This window comes from Elusimicrobiota bacterium (genome assembly GCA_016722575.1).
In the GTDB taxonomy this organism is placed as follows: domain Bacteria; phylum Elusimicrobiota; class Elusimicrobia; order FEN-1173; family FEN-1173; genus JADKIY01.
The window spans coordinates 64,935-79,803 of sequence record JADKIY010000005.1 but is presented as its reverse complement, the minus strand read 5'-3'; the positions used below and the strand labels follow the sequence as shown (position 1 = coordinate 79,803).

Below are 14,869 nucleotides of genomic sequence, written 5' to 3'. Positions count from 1 at the left end.
CAAAAAAAGTGGCCTCAATTGCCGGCCACTTCTATCCTCATACTAACAAAACGACGGAGAAAAGGCAACGGTCAGATTTTGAGCGAAAGCCCCCCGTAATAGCTGGCGGAGGAGTAATTGTAGCGGTAAACCGACTCGTATTTCATGTTGGAGGCGGCGTCTTGGTAGGCGCCAGTTAAAACGGCGTCCAGGTGCTCCATCAGCGGGTAGCCCAGGCTGAGGCGGTAGGTCCAGGACGTGGTCGTCACGTGCCCTGTCAAGTAGGTGCCGTCGACGTCCTGCACGGGGCGACGCCCGTAACGTCGGCGGGACCACGACGCCCCCAGGCCGACCGTCAGTTTTTGATTGAAACGAAGGGAAAGCCGGGGGCCGGCGGTCCATTCCACGTAATCGTAGTAATCGTTGTTGAACACCGTCCGGGTGGTATCGTAATTATTTTGGTTGGAGTTCAGCCACGCCGCCGAAACGTCCAACCCCGTCACGCTGTCCACCGAGGCCCATCGGAACTCTCGCGCCGCGCCTTGTCGTCGCAGGGCGGCGGAGGCAAAAAGGAAGAGATCGTGCCGAAGCGTTCCGGCGTAGGCGCCGTCCACTTGGACCAGATTTTGGTCGCCGAACCGGCGGTCCGAGGCCGACGCGGTGGCCGACAACGCGGTTCGGGGCGACAATAGGGCGTCCGCCGAGATGGAAACGTCCAAACTTCGGTAATCGAGGACGTGGGTTCCCGCGTTCACTTCCCCGCCGAATTGTTGGGCCTCGGAGGAGAGACTGTCGAAATTCGGGAACGCGACCCAGTATAGGTCCACTCCCGCGCGTAAACTTCGGAGGGGCGATCCCGCGCGCTCCAACTCAAAACCCGCCGCTGTTTTTCGATAATCAAAGAGGCCGTTCCCCCATTTTTCGTCGGAGGTTTCGTTGACCAATTCCTGTTTGAACGACCCGTACCCTTTGATTTTCCACCGGTCCGTCATAGACCAAAGCGCCTTGACCGCCAGGGCTTGGTCCGATTGCTTTTGGGTGAGGAACCCTCCCCCGATCAGTTCTTGAACGTCGCGGGTTTGGCGGTAGTTGGCCGAGAGGCTCGGGAGAAGGGTGAGCCGTGGGCCCAGACGAAGGCCGGGCACAAACAAAACCGACCCGTTGGGGCCGCTGACCGGGGACTGGCTGTCTCCGGAAAAAGTGGATTGCCCCCCGTAGAATTCCGCGGAAAAATATGGCGTCCACGCGACGCCGGATTCCTCCGGGGCGCGGTCCGTCAGGGAATAGGCGAAAGCGGTTCGAGCGAAAATCGACAGGCCGATCGCGGCCGCGGCCCGGGCGTGGGAAGGGGAGGTCGAACGGATCATTTGTCTTGGCGACGTTCGTCCGGCGGCTGTAAGGTCAAGGGGCTCGTCACAATGTCGATTTTACGGCCGGGGAATAAATTGGAACCATAGACGGTCTCGAAATTGATGTCGTTCTTTAAATTGTTTTGGGCGATGTCGACGGCGTTGAGCCGTCGTCCGTCGTCGGCCAATCGGAAGGAGGTCACGGTGAGGGTCGGCCCGGCGGAGGCGAAGGGGACGGTGTAGGCCAGAGACATCACCGATTCCCTGGCCGCCATCGCCTGGGACTGATCAAAGGGCCCCGAGGTCCCGTCCAAATACAAACGGGCCGTGCGCACGTAGCCTTCGCTGATGTTGTATTTGGTGTGGATGACGGGATTGGTAAAGTAATGGGCGCGTTGCGCGGCGGAAAACCCGTCAATCAGGCGATCGTCGCCCACGACTCCGCCCGCCCCGACTCCGACATAGTCTATATATCCCCAGGGAAGGTCCTGGCCCCCGTCGTTGGCCAGATCGGTTTCGTCGCGGTTCTTTGTCGCTTCATAGCTCCCCGTGTAGAACGAGGAGTTCGGTACCCAATGGGAGAGAAGCACGGGCTCCTGCCCCTCGGCCTTGGCTTCCATAAACCAATGGGCGAACACCACCTGAGTGAAATAATGGATATCCAAGCCTTCCACGACGCCGAAAGGAACAGGCGATCCCCCGTCCCGCCAATCTTTGACCCAGTCGCCGCCGTTCGTTGCGATCCGCTGGGTGGCGACGGCCCAATTGTCCATGGGGCCGGTTCCCTCCTGAAAAAAAAGTCCTTTGACGTCCACCACGTCCGTCAGCGGGTTCTGGGAAAAGATGTCCAAGCGGGTCGCGTCGGTGCGATTGTCCCGGCGGCTAACGGCCACGAAGGCGAATTGCGTCGGAGTCGGGCGCAGCACGTATTCTTCCAAACGAACCCGTTTTCCGTAGGCGTCAATGAGGGCCTTCCCTTCCTGATAGACGCCCTCTTTTAAATTGTTGGCCCCTTGTTCCTGGCGTCCGTCCCGGTTTCCGTCGAAAAGGGCTTCCCGTTCGATTATATCTTTGGGGGGACCGGCGGGTGGCCGGTCGGCGGCCTCCGTTTTTTCTTTAAGAATATCCTGGGGAACCGGTTCCGGGGGCTTGGGGGCCTGGTTCGGTTCGATGGTGACGCTTTGGCCTTTCACGACGCTCACTTCGTTAAAGAGGCCGTCCAGATCCTTAAAGGACACGACGCCCTCGACCACCGAGAGGCGGGAGGTCCCCCGATTGAACACTTCCATTTCAAATTCGGTCCCACGGACCGCGGCCACGGCCAGCGGGGTTCTAATTTCAAAACGTCCCTTGGGACCGAGTTTGTGGACAAAGGCCCGGACCCGGCCGGCCAAAACGTGGAATCGATATTGAAGGCTCTTTCCACCCGACACCACGGTCAGGGTGGTTTTTTCCCGCACCGAGAGCCGATGCCCTTCGCCCATCCGAAGTTCGGCTTTCCCGGCGGGACCCGTGCGGAGGGTGTCGCCTTCCTTTAACGCCATGGAGCCGTCAATCGGGCGCCAATCGGTACGGCCGGACCGTTTCACTTCGGCCCGTCCCGTCATCGTTCGAACGTTCAGGGCCAACGCCGGTTCCGCGGCCCAAGACAAGCCGAGGAAAGCCAAGGCCGGGATCCAAAATTCACGGGGGAGGTTCCTCATCTCTTTAAGGATAGGCAGCCCGCGCCCAAAGTCAAGGGTCGGGAAAGGCGGAAACGCCGGGGGAGGAAGTTAAGGAGTGTCCTGCAGGAAATAAAGCAGTTTGAGGCCGCCCACATTGATCACGTCCCCTTCTTTTAAAGGAACCTGGGCCTGGTCCATTAAGGGATCGCCGTTCAACTTCACCACTTTGTCTTTGAGCGAGGTCAGAGAATGTCCTTCGGCTTTTTTAACAATGCAGCAAGCCAAATCCGGCTGGAAAAACCCCTTGAGCTTGATGTGGGCCTGGGCGGATTTCCCAATGTAGGTGGTCAAGTGAGTGAGGGCCAACGGTTCCGCTGGCGCATCCCCCTCGACGGTGCGCAAATAGCCAACCTTGTCGGCGGTGATTTTCGGGGGCGGCGGCGGGGACGACATCACAATGGTCGCGTCGGAAGTCAGGGCTTCCCGAGGAACGGCGGCCGCGGCCGCCCGGGCGGCTTCTTCTTCGTTGATAAACGTTACGGAATGTTTGGCGATCACGAGTTCGTCTTCGTGATGCAGCGGGGACTTGGTGACTTTTCGGTCCCTCAGGTAAGTCCCGTTGGTGCTGCCGACGTCCTCCACAAAGAAGGCCCCGGTGGGCTCCATGAGGACCTTGGCGTGATGTCCGGAGACGGCGGGGTTGTCGATCACGAGATCGCAATCGGGGCGGCGGCCGATGGTGGTTTCCGGCAACACGATGGGCAATTCTTTAAGAATCGCGCCGTTGAATTTTAAAAGAAGTTTGGCCACGTTGTCGCCCCTTCGATCCTGTCAGCCGGCGTGAGCCGCCGGTTTTCGTCCGAAAACCCGTGCCACCGAGGACCAGAACCCCCCGCCCCGGGCGCGCGCGACGGCCACCGTCACGTTGTCGCGACCGCCCTGCTCCAAAGCGAGTTGAACGAGATTATGGCACATTTCCGTCGGTTCCTTCAAACGGCGGAGTTCCCCGGCGATGGCCTCGTCTTTGACCATGCGGGAAAGCCCGTCCGAACACACCAAAATCAAATCCCCCGACGACAGCGTCGGTTCCGACACGTCAACGTCCACGTCGGGTTTGGCCCCCAAGGCCCGCGTCAAGACGTTCTGGATGTCCGAGGTTTCCGCCTGTTCCGGGGTCAGAAGGCCTTTGGCCACCTGCTCGGCCACCAAGGAGTGGTCCTGCGTGATTTGGCGGAATTCGTTGCCGTGCATCAAATAGAGGCGGCTGTCTCCCACGTGGGCGACCGAAAGGCGGGGCCCGTTCGCCAGGGCGACGACCACCGTGGTCCCCATGCCTCGACGCTCGGGGCTTTTTTGGGAGGCCTCCCAGATCATGTCGTTGGCCAGGCGCACCGCGGAATGGAGAAGGCGGCCCCGTTCCGACAAGTGCAGCGGCGCTTCGGAAGCCGGGATCGTTCCCGTTTTAAAGGCGTTGACCACCTGGTCGCGGATGATTTGGACGGCCAGCTGGCTGGCCACTTCCCCCGCGGCGTGGCCGCCCATGCCGTCGGCCACGACCAAAAGACCGAGATCGTCGTCCGAAAAACAGCTGTCCTCGTTGTTGCGCCGCACTTTTCCCGCGTCGGAAAGCACCGCCGTCGAAAGTTTCACCTTGTCCTCCGCCTACAGCTTCTGCGTCCCGTCCGGGTCCCGGGGGGCCGGCGGTTCACTAAGTTTAAGGGTGGAAGCGCCGCTGTCAACGGGGGGTGGAATTTGAACCGTGGGTTCGACAAGGGGGGCGGACGGTTTGACCGCCTCGGTCCGGAGGGCGGCCGGGACGTCGTCGGGACGGGCAAGGCATTCGCGAACGTCCCGAGCGAACTCGGCGCCCCGTTGATACCGGCGGTCGGGGTCCTTTTGCAGGGCTTTGTCGATCACGGCTTTGATTCCCGCGGCCACCCGGTCCGAACGCTTCAGGCGCGGGTCCGGGTGCTGTTCGTTGGCGATCTTGAACAGCAAGGTGGCGATGCTGTCGCCTTCAAAGGGTTTTTCCCCCGTGAGCATTTCGTAAAGCATGACGCCCAGGGAGAACAGGTCCGACCGCCCGTCGACTTTTTTGCCGGACAACTGCTCGGGGGACATGTAGCTGGGGGTGCCCATCACCGTCCCCGTGGCGGTCTTGGAAGACGCGGTGATGCGGGCGATGCCGAAATCCGTGACCCGAAGGGACCCGTCTTTGAGCCGCATGATGTTGGCGGGTTTCACGTCCCGGTGCACCACCCCGTTTTGATGGGCGTAATCCAGCGCGTCGGCGATTTGCGCGACGTATTCCAACACCTGGGGAACCGGGAGCAGGTGGTCTTTCTCCACGTATTTCTTGAGGTCTTCCCCCTCCAGCAACTCCATGGCGATGAAGGAAATCTCGTTGTCTTCGCCCGCGTCGAAGATCCGAATGATGTGCGGGTGGTTCAGCGTCCCCGCCGATTCGGCTTCCCGGAAGAATCGTTCCTTGGTGAATTTGGCCGTCTCGGCGTCCATGTCGTCGTCGAAACGAAGGGTTTTGATGGCCACGGACCGGTTAATCTTGGGGTCTTTGCCGAGATAGACCACGCCCATGGCGCCGCGGCCCAATTCCTTTTGAATTTCGTAGCGTCCGAGGGTGGGCTTGGCCGCGCCGCCGGCGATGGCGATGGTGCCGCCTTCTTTCCCCCCGCCCAGGCCCGGGCCCGCGATCATGGTTTCGCCCGCCTGCTTCATGGATTTGGCGCGTTCCTTGATGTCCTTGAAATTCGGATCGGCCTTGGCAATGTGGTCGTAGACCACCGCCGCCTTGTTGAATTGGCGTTTCCGCTCAAAATCGAGGGCCAAATTGTAAAGAACGCCTTTCATTTCGTCGTCCACGGGGACCAATTGGAATTTGGCGAAGGCCATGTCCAAAAGCCCCTGGCCCTGGAAGGACTGGCCGAGCATCTTGTTGGTTTCGATGCTTTGCGCTTCGACGAACTCCTTGCGACCTTCCGCGAAGAAAAACCGGCGGATCGTGACAAACCCGTAAGACAGCAGGATCAGCGCCAGGGGGTAAAAGATTTTCAACCACCAACCCCGGGAAACAAAAAGGAAAATTCCCACGCCGACGGTGGCGGCGAACAAGGCGGCGGCCACCAACAGCCCCCCCTTGGCCTTCAGGTGCGGGAGCAGGAACGTGGCGATCAACCCCAGGATCAAAAGCCAGGCGGCTTCGGCCTTGCCGGCCCACGGCGGACGCGAGACGAAGTCCCCGTCCAAGATGTTCTGCAGGGCCGAAAGGATGACGCCGTTGAACTGGTGGGTCGATTCGGCGGGGGTGACGAAAACGTTCCCCACCCCCAGGGCGGTCAGTCCGATCAAGACGATTTTGTTTTTAAACGCTTCGGGGGGCACCCCGCCCTCGTCGCGCAACACATCGACCGCGGAGACTTTTTTGACGTCCGCAAAGGGGCCTTGAAACTTGATGAAAAAGCGGCTCTCCGAATCCAAGGGAATGCGGCGGTCTCCCAGGCGAAGTTCCGTGCCCAAAACGACCGAAAGTTTATTGGTGGGGACGTTCAAAGCGATGCGGGCCATTTCAAGGGCCAGGGACGGGTGGTATTGGCCCGCGTATTTGATCACCACCGTGTCCCGGCGCACGGTGCCGTCGCTGTCGGAAAAGATGTTGCAATGGCCCAAGCCGGTGACGCTTTTAGCGAAGGCGGGAATGGGGAGGAGGGGTTGGAACCCTTCCGTGACGCGGGGGTCCCGGTCGTTGGCGATTTGGGATTGCAAGAGGGCGCGGGAGGCCATCCGCTCCATGGATTCGGGCGCCTCGTCCACCAAGGGTTTGTCGAGCGTCGCGAAGGTGAGGGGCAGGACGACGTTTTTCGTCTGGGCGAGGGCGCCCGCGAGTTGAGCGTCGTTGTCCAGGGATTCCTCGGTGTCCTCCAAGCTCACTTCGAAAGATTCCAGATCGTCCAGCGCGTTCGCGCCGATTTTCGTCTTCCCCCCGCGCCCCTTGGGGGCCGGGGTTTTGCGCCGGCGCGCCAGAAGGTCGGAAAATTCTTTTTTTAGGCCGCGGACCGCTTCCAACCCCTGGTTGGCGTCCGGGTCGACATACATGATGTCGAGCCCGATCACCTTGGGTTTCCCCTCGGCCACCCGTCGAAGGAGCTCCGCCACGGCGCCCCGGGCCCAGGGCCACCGGCCGACCGCTTCAAGGGAAGCGTCGTCGATGGCCACCATTCGAATTTCGTCGGACGGGGGCGCGGAGGGCGCCAGGTGCAGGCGCACATCGTATAGCTTCAATTCCAGGGATTCGGTGAATCCCGGCTGAAGGGTGGCCAACAGGCCGAGGAGGAGGGTGAGCGCCAGCCCAATCAGGGCTTCGGCTCCGAAAAGTTTTTTCACCGGGCCGTCCCGGTCGCCGACCGTCCCGTCACAACGGCGAACCGCCGCCGGCGGGAGCGTCGCCCGGTTTTTTGGACTGGAGAGCGGCGTGGCGTTGGCGCTGGCGTTCGGCCACTTTGTCCCGGAGGGCGAGTTCCAACGCCGGGAATTCGCGGAGAAGTTGTTTGAAGGTGTCGTGGGAGATCATCAGGATTTCGGACCCGTCCTCGGCCGATCGGATCGTGGCGCTGGCGGTGGTCGAATCCAACAGGGACATTTCGCCGAAAAAGTCGCCCGGCCCCAGTTCGGCGACGAGCGCTTTGTCGCCTGCCGTTTTGGAGAAAACTTGGACTTTTCCCCGTTTGATGATATGGAAATTGTGGCTGATTTCCCCCTGGAAAACGACCGTTTGCCCTTTGTTGTAGGTTTGCCGGTCGATTTCGGCCGTGACGCGTCGCAGTTGATCGTCGGTGAAGAAGGACAAAATATCGACGTGGCGCTTCAAAAACATCGTGTCGTCAAAGGGCACCTTTTTCCTCCGTCGTAATTTAGGCGACGACCGGGTCGGGGGATTTTTGACCCCGCCGTTCCGCCAGCCACGCCGTGGCCGCGTCGATGGCCACGTCCTGGGCCTCGGCCGCGCCGCGTCGTTTAATTTCCACCTGGCCCACGGCGAGCTTTTTCTCCCCCACCGTCACGCGCCAGGGAATGCCCAGCAAATCCGCGTCTTTGAATTTGACGCCCGCGCGTTGGTCCCGATCGTCCAAAAGCACTTGGAAGCCCCGGGCGGCCAATTCTTTTTCCAGGCGTTCCGCGGTTTCCATTAATTTCGGCTCCGAAACGTTCAGCGGCAACACCGTCACGTCAAAGGGAGCGATGGCCTCGGGCCAAACGATGCCGTTGTCGTCGTGGCATTGCTCCAACGCGGCGGCCACCACCCGGCTGACGCCGATCCCGTAACAGCCCATCTGGAAGGGCGTCTTCGCGCCTTTGTCCGTCAAATAGCCGGCGCCCATGGCCTGGGAATATTTGGTGCCCAATTTGAACGTGTGGCCCACTTCGATGCCTTTGAAGAAGGATAACCGCTTTCCGCACCGGGGGCAAGGGTCGGATTCCCGGACCAGCCGAAGATCGGCCACGCGGGCGGCCGTGAAATCCCGGGGGGCGTTCAAATTCTTCACGTGGCGCCCGTTCTTGTTGGCGCCCGACACCCCGTTGACGACGGCCGCGGCGGCCAGATCGGCAATCACCGGGACGGACCGACCCTGGGGTCCGGCGAAGCCGACGTCGCAGCCCGCCACGCTCCGGTAAACGTCGTCGCCGGCGCGGTAAAGCACCCGCGCTTCCAGGACTTTTTGAAGTTTGGCTTCGTTCAATTCCGTGTCGCCCCGAAGCAGAGCGATGATCGGCTTGTCGTCCGCCACGTAAATCTGCGTCTTGAGAAACCGCGATTCGGGGAGATTTAAAAATTTGGCGACGTCCGCCACCGCGCCCGGGCCCGGGGTGTCGACCTCCTCCAGCGGTTGGGGCGCTTCTTTTTCGGCGGCCGGGGCCAGGCATTCCGCCCGCTCGACGTTGGCGGCGTAGCCGCAATCGTTGCAGGCCGCGATGGTTTCCTCCCCCGTTTCGGCCAACACCATGAATTCGTGGGAGAAATTGCCCCCGATGGCGCCCGTCTGGGCTTCGACGGGACGGAACTTCAGGCCGCAACGGGTGAAAATCCGCTCGTACGCCGCGAACACGGCGCGGTAGGTTTTTTCCAAATCGGTCTCGTCGGCGTGGAAGGAGTAGGCGTCCTTCATGTAAAATTCCCGGGCGCGCATGACGCCGAAGCGGGGCCGGATTTCGTCACGGAATTTTTCGCCGAATTGGTAAAGGAGCAGGGGAAGTTCCCGGTAGGACCGCACTTCCCGGCGGACCAGATCGGTGACCACTTCTTCGGCCGTGGGCGCCAGGCAAAACTCGCCGTCCTTGCGGTCCTTGAGCCGCATCATTTCCTTCCCGTAGACCTGCCAGCGGCCGGACTCCTGCCAGAGTTCCTTGGGTTGGAGGGTCGGAAGCCACACTTCCTGGCCCCCCGCGGCGTCCATTTCTTCCCGGACGATGCGCTCCACGCGGCGCAGGGCGCGCAACCCGAAGGGCAGCCATTCGTAAAGGCCGGAGGAGACTTTCCGGATCATGCCGGACCGCAACATGAGGCGCGCCGACGGGGTGTCGGCGTCCGAGGGCAACTCTTTAAGCGTGGGCAGCAGATACCGCGACAGGCGCATTATTTGGTTCCGGTGGCGGCGGGCGCGTCACCGCCCCGCAGGCGTTGAATGTCCGAATAGGTCGCGAAAACCAAAATACCGAGGAGCACGGAGAGACCGACCGCGTTGGCGGTTTGAACGATCCGCCGGCTGACCGGTCGGCGAACGAGGCCTTCGATCAAATAAAACATCAAATGGCCGCCGTCGAGCATGGGGATCGGAAAGAGGTTGAACAGGCCGATCCCGAGGGAAATCATGGCGATCAGAAAAATATAGTCTTGCATCCCGCTTCGCGCGGACTTGGAGATGACGGCGGCGATGCCCACGGGCCCCGAGAGCTCCGGTTTTTCCCGCCGGACGATACGCTCCTTGAGGTAGTCGAGGGTGTGGACACTCCAAAAAACCGTTTGGAAGGCGCCCATGCGCAGGGACCCGAACAACCCCATTTTTTCGTAGACCGTGAGCGGCGTGATGCCGATCAGCCCGTGCCCGGTGGCCGGGTCCCGCCGCGGGGTTAATTGGACCCGCAGGGCGACGGACGTCTTTCCGTTTTCGGTCCGTTGAACGTCCAACCGTACGGGCCGTTCCGCGCGGTCGTGAATGGCCAGGGCCAATTCTTTCCATTGGGCGACGGCCGCGCCATCGATGGAAAGCACCCGGTCGCCCGGCCTCAATCCGGCGGTTTGGGCCGGGAACCCCTCGGCCAAATCCCCGATGACGGCTTCCGTGGAGAGGCTCGGATTGCCCCAGACAAAGAACACCAAACTGAAGAGGAGAAACGCGAGAGCGTAATTCATCGCCGGGCCGGCCACCACGATGGGGATTCGGCGGTACCAGGGTTTGGCAAAAAATTCCCGGGGATCCCGGGGGGGGTGCGCTCCGCCCCGGGGTCCATTTCCCCCGCCATCCGCACTTCGCCGCCCAGGGGGATCCAAGCGACGCAGTAGCGCGTTTCTCCCCAGGTAAAACCGAACAGTTCCGGTCCGAGGCCGAAGGAGAACCGATCCACTTTCACGCCGGTTTTTTTGGCGACGATGAAGTGGCCGAATTCATGAACAAAAATAACGAGTCCGAAAGCGATCAACACGCTGGCGGAACCGAGCAAAAATGAAATCATTTTTTCTCCTGTTCGATCAGGGCACGGGATTTTTCCCGGGCCCAGGAATCGGCCCTAAGAATAGCGGATAACCCGGCCTCTTCGCCAGGGGTCCGGGCCGGCGGGCGGTGGGCGGCCAGGACGCGGCGGCACAGGGCCGGAATTCCGGGGAAGGACAATTCGCCGTTTAAAAAAGCGTGGACCGCCACCTCGTTGGCCCCGTTGAAAACGGCGGGCCACGTTCCCCCCCGGCGACCGGCGGAAAGGGCCAGGGAAAGACTGGGGAACCGGCTGAAATCCGGTCGACGAAAATCCAACCGGCCCATTTCCTCCAATCGAAGGGGTTTTAAGGGCGTGGGGCGGCGCGCGGGATGGGTGAGGGCGTATTGAATCGGGAGCCGCATGTCCGGATGGGAGAGTTGGGCCAAAACGGCTCCGTCGTTAAATTCCACCAGAGAATGCACGATGGATTGGGGGTGAACGACGATGTCGATGCGGTCGAGGGGCACCTGAAAAAGGTGATGGGCTTCGATGGCTTCCAACCCCTTGTTCGTGAGGGTGGCGCAGTCGATGGTGATTTTCCTTCCCATTTTCCAGGTCGGGTGGTCGAGGGCTTCCCGGGGCGTGACGGTTTCCAGGGATCCCTTCCGGCGATAGAAGGCGCCGCCGGAGGCGGTCAGGATCAACCGCCGGACGGACCGGGCCTCGGCGCCGTTCAAGCATTGAAAGATGGCGGAATGTTCGCTGTCGATGGGCAAGAGCTCCGCGCCGTGGCGGCGCGCGGCGTCCATCAGCAAGTCGCCGGCCACGATGAGGGCCTCTTTGTTGGCCAGCGCGATTTTTTTCCCCGCGCGTATGGCCGCGAGGAGCGGCCGAAGACCCACGGAACCGACCACGGCGGACACCACGAGATTGGCCGCCGGGGTGGCGGCCAGCTCCACCAGGCCCTCCACGCCGACGCCGACCCGGCAAGTCAAGCGCCGGGACCGAAGCCAATTACGCAAAGACGCGGCGCCTTCTTCGGTGCCCACGACCACGCGGGCCGGGCGGAATTCGAGGATCTGTTTCTGGAGTTTTTCCAGGTTGGAGAACGCCGAGAGGCCGAGGAGGACCGAGGGGTCGCCGGCGCGGGCCAGTCGGCGCACGCAATCCAAGGTGTTCACGCCGATGGATCCCGTGGATCCCAAGAGGACCAAACGCCGCATCAAAGAATCCGGCCGACGGAGATCAGGTAGAAATAGAGGGCCGGTCCCGACAACAAAAAGGAATCGAAACGGTCGAGAATCCCGCCGTGGCCCGGGAGCAGTCCCGAGGAGTCTTTGACCCCGAAGCACCGTTTAAAAAGGGATTCCGCCAGATCCGAGGCCTGGGCCAGGACCCCCAAGACGATCGCCACCAAAACGGTTTCCCCCCGGCCGAAAAGCGAATTCATCCACCCTTCCCGAAGAAACAGGGAAACCAAAACCGCCGCCAAAAGGCCTCCGACGGCGCCTTCCCAGGATTTCTTCGGGCTCACTTGGGGGGCCAACCGGTGCTTTCCCATCGTCATTCCGACGGCCCAGGCGGCCGTGTCCTGGGTCCAAATCAAGGCCACGAGGAAAAAGGCCGCCAACCGTCCCGCGTGGAAAAACTCGGGCGTCGCGCCCCGGGCCTCGCGCAAGAGGATGAACCCCCCCAGGGGCCACGCGATTAGAAGAACGCCCGCGCAGGTCATGGCCATGCGCAGCATGGACAGGCTCTTGTCGGACCGTCCCAGTTCCCGGAAGATCATGATCGCGGCCGCGAGAGTCAGGGAAAAGGCCGGCGCCTGGGCGCGAAAGGGGGCGTCGGCCCGGAGGCCGGGAAACACCAGGGACAGCGTGACCAGCAGGGCCGCGGCGATCCCCGTTATGGATTGGTTGGCGTGCCCCCCGGCCTCGGCCATGGAATGGAATTCCCAAAGGCCCAGGAGGATCAAGGTGCCCATGAAAATCAAGAACGGGACGCTTCCCAAATACAACACCCATAGGAACAGGGGACCCAACACCAGGGCGGTCAGAACCCGCGGAAGAACCACGGTCAGGTCCCCCCAAAGCGGCGTTCCCGCCGCTGGTAATCCAACAACGCCAACACCAGGTCCCGTCGGCGAAAATCGGGCCAGAAGGTCGGGGTCACGTAAATCTCGGCGTAGGCCGACTGCCACAGCAGAAAATTGGAGAGTCGGAATTCGCCCGAGGTTCGAATCAGAAGGTCGGGGTCCGGGGAATGGGCGGTGTAGAGATGGCGGGCGAGGGTTTCCTCGGTGAGGTCCTCGCCTCCTCGGACAACGGCCCGGGCCGCGTCGACGATTTCCTGGCGCCCCCCGTAGTTGAGGGCGAGGTTGAGGTGCAACCCCCGGTTGGTGGAAAGAAATTCGATGGTTCGGTCCAGTTCTTTTCGGACCGGTCCCGGAAGGCCGTCGGTGCGCCCCACGGCGTGCAGGCGCACGCCGTTTTTGTGGAGTTCTTTGGCTTCGTTTCGAAGGGTGTGAACGAGGAGGCGCATGAGGCCCTGCACTTCGAGGGGGGAGCGTTGCCAGTTTTCGGTGGAAAAGGCGTACAGGTGAGGGTGCCGAGGCCCAATTGGCCCGCGGCGCGCACGATTTCGCGGACGCTTTCGGCGCCCGCGCGATGCCCCATCAGCCGGGGCAACCCGCGGCCCTTGGCCCAGCGACCGTTGCCGTCCATAATGATGGCCACGTGCCGGGGCAATCGCGCGCGATCCAGGCTTGATTCCAAAACGTTCAGGGAAGGCTCGCCGGCGGTGGCGGAAGGGCGGCGTTTCACGAGAGTGGGCATGGGATCGCCGTCGGCGGTCAAATCTCCAGGATGTCTTTTTCTTTGATGGCGAGGGTTTCGTCGATTTTTTTGATGTAGACGTCGGTGACGTGTTGAAGGGCGTGCTCGGCGTTCTTGCGGTCGTCCTCCGAGAGCGCCTTGTCTTTTTCCGCTTTCTTGATTTTTTCCATGGCCTCGCGTCGGTCGTTGCGGACCGAGACGCGGAAATCCTCGGCGACTTTCTTCACGTGCTTAACCATTTCCTTCCGCCGTTCCTCGGTCAACGTGGGGATGTTGAGCCGAAGCATTTTGCCGTCGTTGGTCGGGTTCAATCCGAGGTCGGACGTGCGGATGGCTTTTTCGATGGCGGCCAGGGCGCCGATGTCCCAGGGTTTGACCTCCAGGGTGCGCCCTTCCGGAACGCTCACGGCGGCCACCTGTTTGAGCGGCACGTGGGAGCCGTAGTACTCGACTTTCAAATGGTCCAGCAGCGAGCCGGTGGCGCGGCCCGTGCGAAGGCTCGCGTATTCCTGTCGGATTTTTTCCACCGACTTTTTCATCTTTTCTTCGGCTTCGTTAATGACGGGCTGCGCGTTGGCGTTGAGGGACGACATGAGAGGCCTCGGGAATTCGGGTCAGGGCGTCACAAGAGTGCCCACGTCTTCGCCGGCGATGGCTCGGCGCATGTTGCCGGGGCCCCGCAGATTGAAAACGCGGACGGGAATCTTGTTCTCCAAACAAAGGGAAAGCGCGGTGGCGTCCATGACCCCCAACCGGTCGCGGAGGGCGGTCAAGAGCGTCAAGGATTTGTAGCGCTTGGCTTTGGGGTTTTTGCGGGGGTCGGAATCGTAGACGCCGTCGACCTGAGTGGCTTTCAAGACGACGTGGGCTTCGATTTCCGAGGCGCGAAGGGCGGCGGCGGTGTCCGTCGAGAAGAACGGATTGCCCGTGCCCGCGCCGAAGATGACGATGCGGCCCTTTTCCAAGTGCCGGATGGCGCGCCGCCGGATGTAGGGTTCGGCCAACTTGGCGACCTCCAGGGCCGAGAGAACCCGGGTGGGCGCGCCCAGTTGTTCCAGAGCGTCCTGCAGGGCCAGGGCATTGACCAGCGTGGCCAGCATGCCCATTTGATCGGAAATAACCCGGTCCAATTCCTTGCCTTGCCCGCGCCCGCCCCGCCAGATGTTCCCCCCGCCGACCACCACGGCAATTTGGTGATGGGCCTTTTGGGCGGATTTGATTTCCTGCGCGATCCCGAAAAGCGCGTCCACGTCGATGCCCGACGCGGCGCGTCCGAGGAGGGCCTCCCCCGACAGTTTAAGCACAACCCGCCGAACGCGCTTGGGGGTGGGCATGGGTC

Annotated in this window: 13 protein-coding genes and 1 pseudogene; all 14 read right to left on the bottom strand. The window is 61.8% G+C overall.

Annotated features, from left to right (window positions below):
• Positions 1-71 precede the first annotated feature (71 nt).
• The 14 genes and pseudogenes from IPP68_09220 to IPP68_09155 all read right to left on the bottom strand — a co-directional run bounded on the left by IPP68_09220 (position 72) and on the right by IPP68_09155 (position 14,864).
• On the bottom strand, positions 72-1,346 hold the full coding sequence (locus IPP68_09220; protein MBL0350539.1) for a hypothetical protein: 1,275 nt from the start codon (positions 1,344-1,346) through the stop codon (positions 72-74).
• Entirely contained in the window at positions 1,343-2,995 is a 1,653-nt protein-coding gene (locus IPP68_09215; GenBank protein ID MBL0350538.1) for a FecR domain-containing protein, read from the bottom strand. The genes IPP68_09220 and IPP68_09215 overlap by 4 nt, the downstream gene beginning before the upstream one ends.
• Positions 2,996-3,100: 105 nt before the next feature.
• A complete protein-coding gene (locus IPP68_09210) occupies positions 3,101-3,802 on the bottom strand; it encodes an FHA domain-containing protein (protein MBL0350537.1) in 702 nt (233 codons plus the stop codon).
• 21 nt (positions 3,803-3,823) lie between these two features.
• Positions 3,824-4,642, bottom strand: coding sequence for a Stp1/IreP family PP2C-type Ser/Thr phosphatase (locus IPP68_09205; GenBank protein MBL0350536.1), 819 nt, complete (start codon positions 4,640-4,642; stop codon positions 3,824-3,826).
• Between the two features lie 12 nt (positions 4,643-4,654).
• Positions 4,655-7,390 carry a CHASE2 domain-containing protein gene (locus IPP68_09200; protein MBL0350535.1) on the bottom strand — a complete coding sequence of 912 codons (2,736 nt, stop codon included), beginning with the start codon at positions 7,388-7,390 and terminating at the stop codon, positions 4,655-4,657.
• A 28-nt stretch (positions 7,391-7,418) separates the two neighbouring features.
• Positions 7,419-7,898: a cyclic nucleotide-binding domain-containing protein gene (locus tag IPP68_09195; protein ID MBL0350534.1), complete on the bottom strand. Its 480-nt coding sequence runs from the start codon at positions 7,896-7,898 to the stop codon at positions 7,419-7,421.
• A 19-nt stretch (positions 7,899-7,917) separates the two neighbouring features.
• Positions 7,918-9,639: a proline--tRNA ligase gene (locus IPP68_09190; GenBank protein ID MBL0350533.1), complete on the bottom strand. Its 1,722-nt coding sequence runs from the start codon at positions 9,637-9,639 to the stop codon at positions 7,918-7,920.
• Positions 9,639-10,415, bottom strand: a complete 777-nt coding sequence (locus tag IPP68_09185; protein MBL0350532.1) for an RIP metalloprotease — start codon at positions 10,413-10,415, stop codon at positions 9,639-9,641. The genes IPP68_09190 and IPP68_09185 overlap by 1 nt, the downstream gene beginning before the upstream one ends.
• Entirely contained in the window at positions 10,412-10,735 is a 324-nt protein-coding gene (locus IPP68_09180) for a site-2 protease family protein (protein ID MBL0350531.1), read from the bottom strand. The genes IPP68_09185 and IPP68_09180 overlap by 4 nt, the downstream gene beginning before the upstream one ends.
• A complete protein-coding gene (locus IPP68_09175) occupies positions 10,732-11,919 on the bottom strand; it encodes a 1-deoxy-D-xylulose-5-phosphate reductoisomerase (protein ID MBL0350530.1) in 1,188 nt (395 codons plus the stop codon). The genes IPP68_09180 and IPP68_09175 overlap by 4 nt, the downstream gene beginning before the upstream one ends.
• Complete coding sequence (locus IPP68_09170; GenBank protein MBL0350529.1) at positions 11,919-12,770, bottom strand: phosphatidate cytidylyltransferase; 852 nt, start codon at positions 12,768-12,770, stop codon at positions 11,919-11,921. The genes IPP68_09175 and IPP68_09170 overlap by 1 nt, the downstream gene beginning before the upstream one ends.
• Before the next feature lie 2 nt (positions 12,771-12,772).
• A pseudogene (uppS, locus tag IPP68_09165) lies at positions 12,773-13,518 on the bottom strand (di-trans,poly-cis-decaprenylcistransferase).
• Positions 13,519-13,547: 29 nt separating this feature from the next.
• Complete coding sequence (gene frr / locus IPP68_09160) at positions 13,548-14,123, bottom strand: ribosome recycling factor (protein MBL0350528.1); 576 nt, start codon at positions 14,121-14,123, stop codon at positions 13,548-13,550.
• 21 nt (positions 14,124-14,144) lie between these two features.
• A complete protein-coding gene (locus tag IPP68_09155) occupies positions 14,145-14,864 on the bottom strand; it encodes a UMP kinase (GenBank protein MBL0350527.1) in 720 nt (239 codons plus the stop codon).
• Positions 14,865-14,869 lie beyond the last annotated feature (5 nt).

Coding starts and splice junctions, on each gene's coding strand:
- IPP68_09155 (MBL0350527.1), bottom strand. CDS start 14,864: ATGCCCACCCCCAAGCGCGTTCGGCGGGTTGTGCTTAAACTGTCGGGG.
- IPP68_09175 (MBL0350530.1), bottom strand. CDS start 11,919: ATGCGGCGTTTGGTCCTCTTGGGATCCACGGGATCCATCGGCGTGAAC.
- IPP68_09180 (MBL0350531.1), bottom strand. CDS start 10,735: ATGATTTCATTTTTGCTCGGTTCCGCCAGCGTGTTGATCGCTTTCGGA.
- frr (MBL0350528.1), bottom strand. CDS start 14,123: ATGTCGTCCCTCAACGCCAACGCGCAGCCCGTCATTAACGAAGCCGAA.
- IPP68_09220 (MBL0350539.1), bottom strand. CDS start 1,346: ATGATCCGTTCGACCTCCCCTTCCCACGCCCGGGCCGCGGCCGCGATC.
- IPP68_09185 (MBL0350532.1), bottom strand. CDS start 10,415: ATGAATTACGCTCTCGCGTTTCTCCTCTTCAGTTTGGTGTTCTTTGTC.
- IPP68_09190 (MBL0350533.1), bottom strand. CDS start 9,639: ATGCGCCTGTCGCGGTATCTGCTGCCCACGCTTAAAGAGTTGCCCTCG.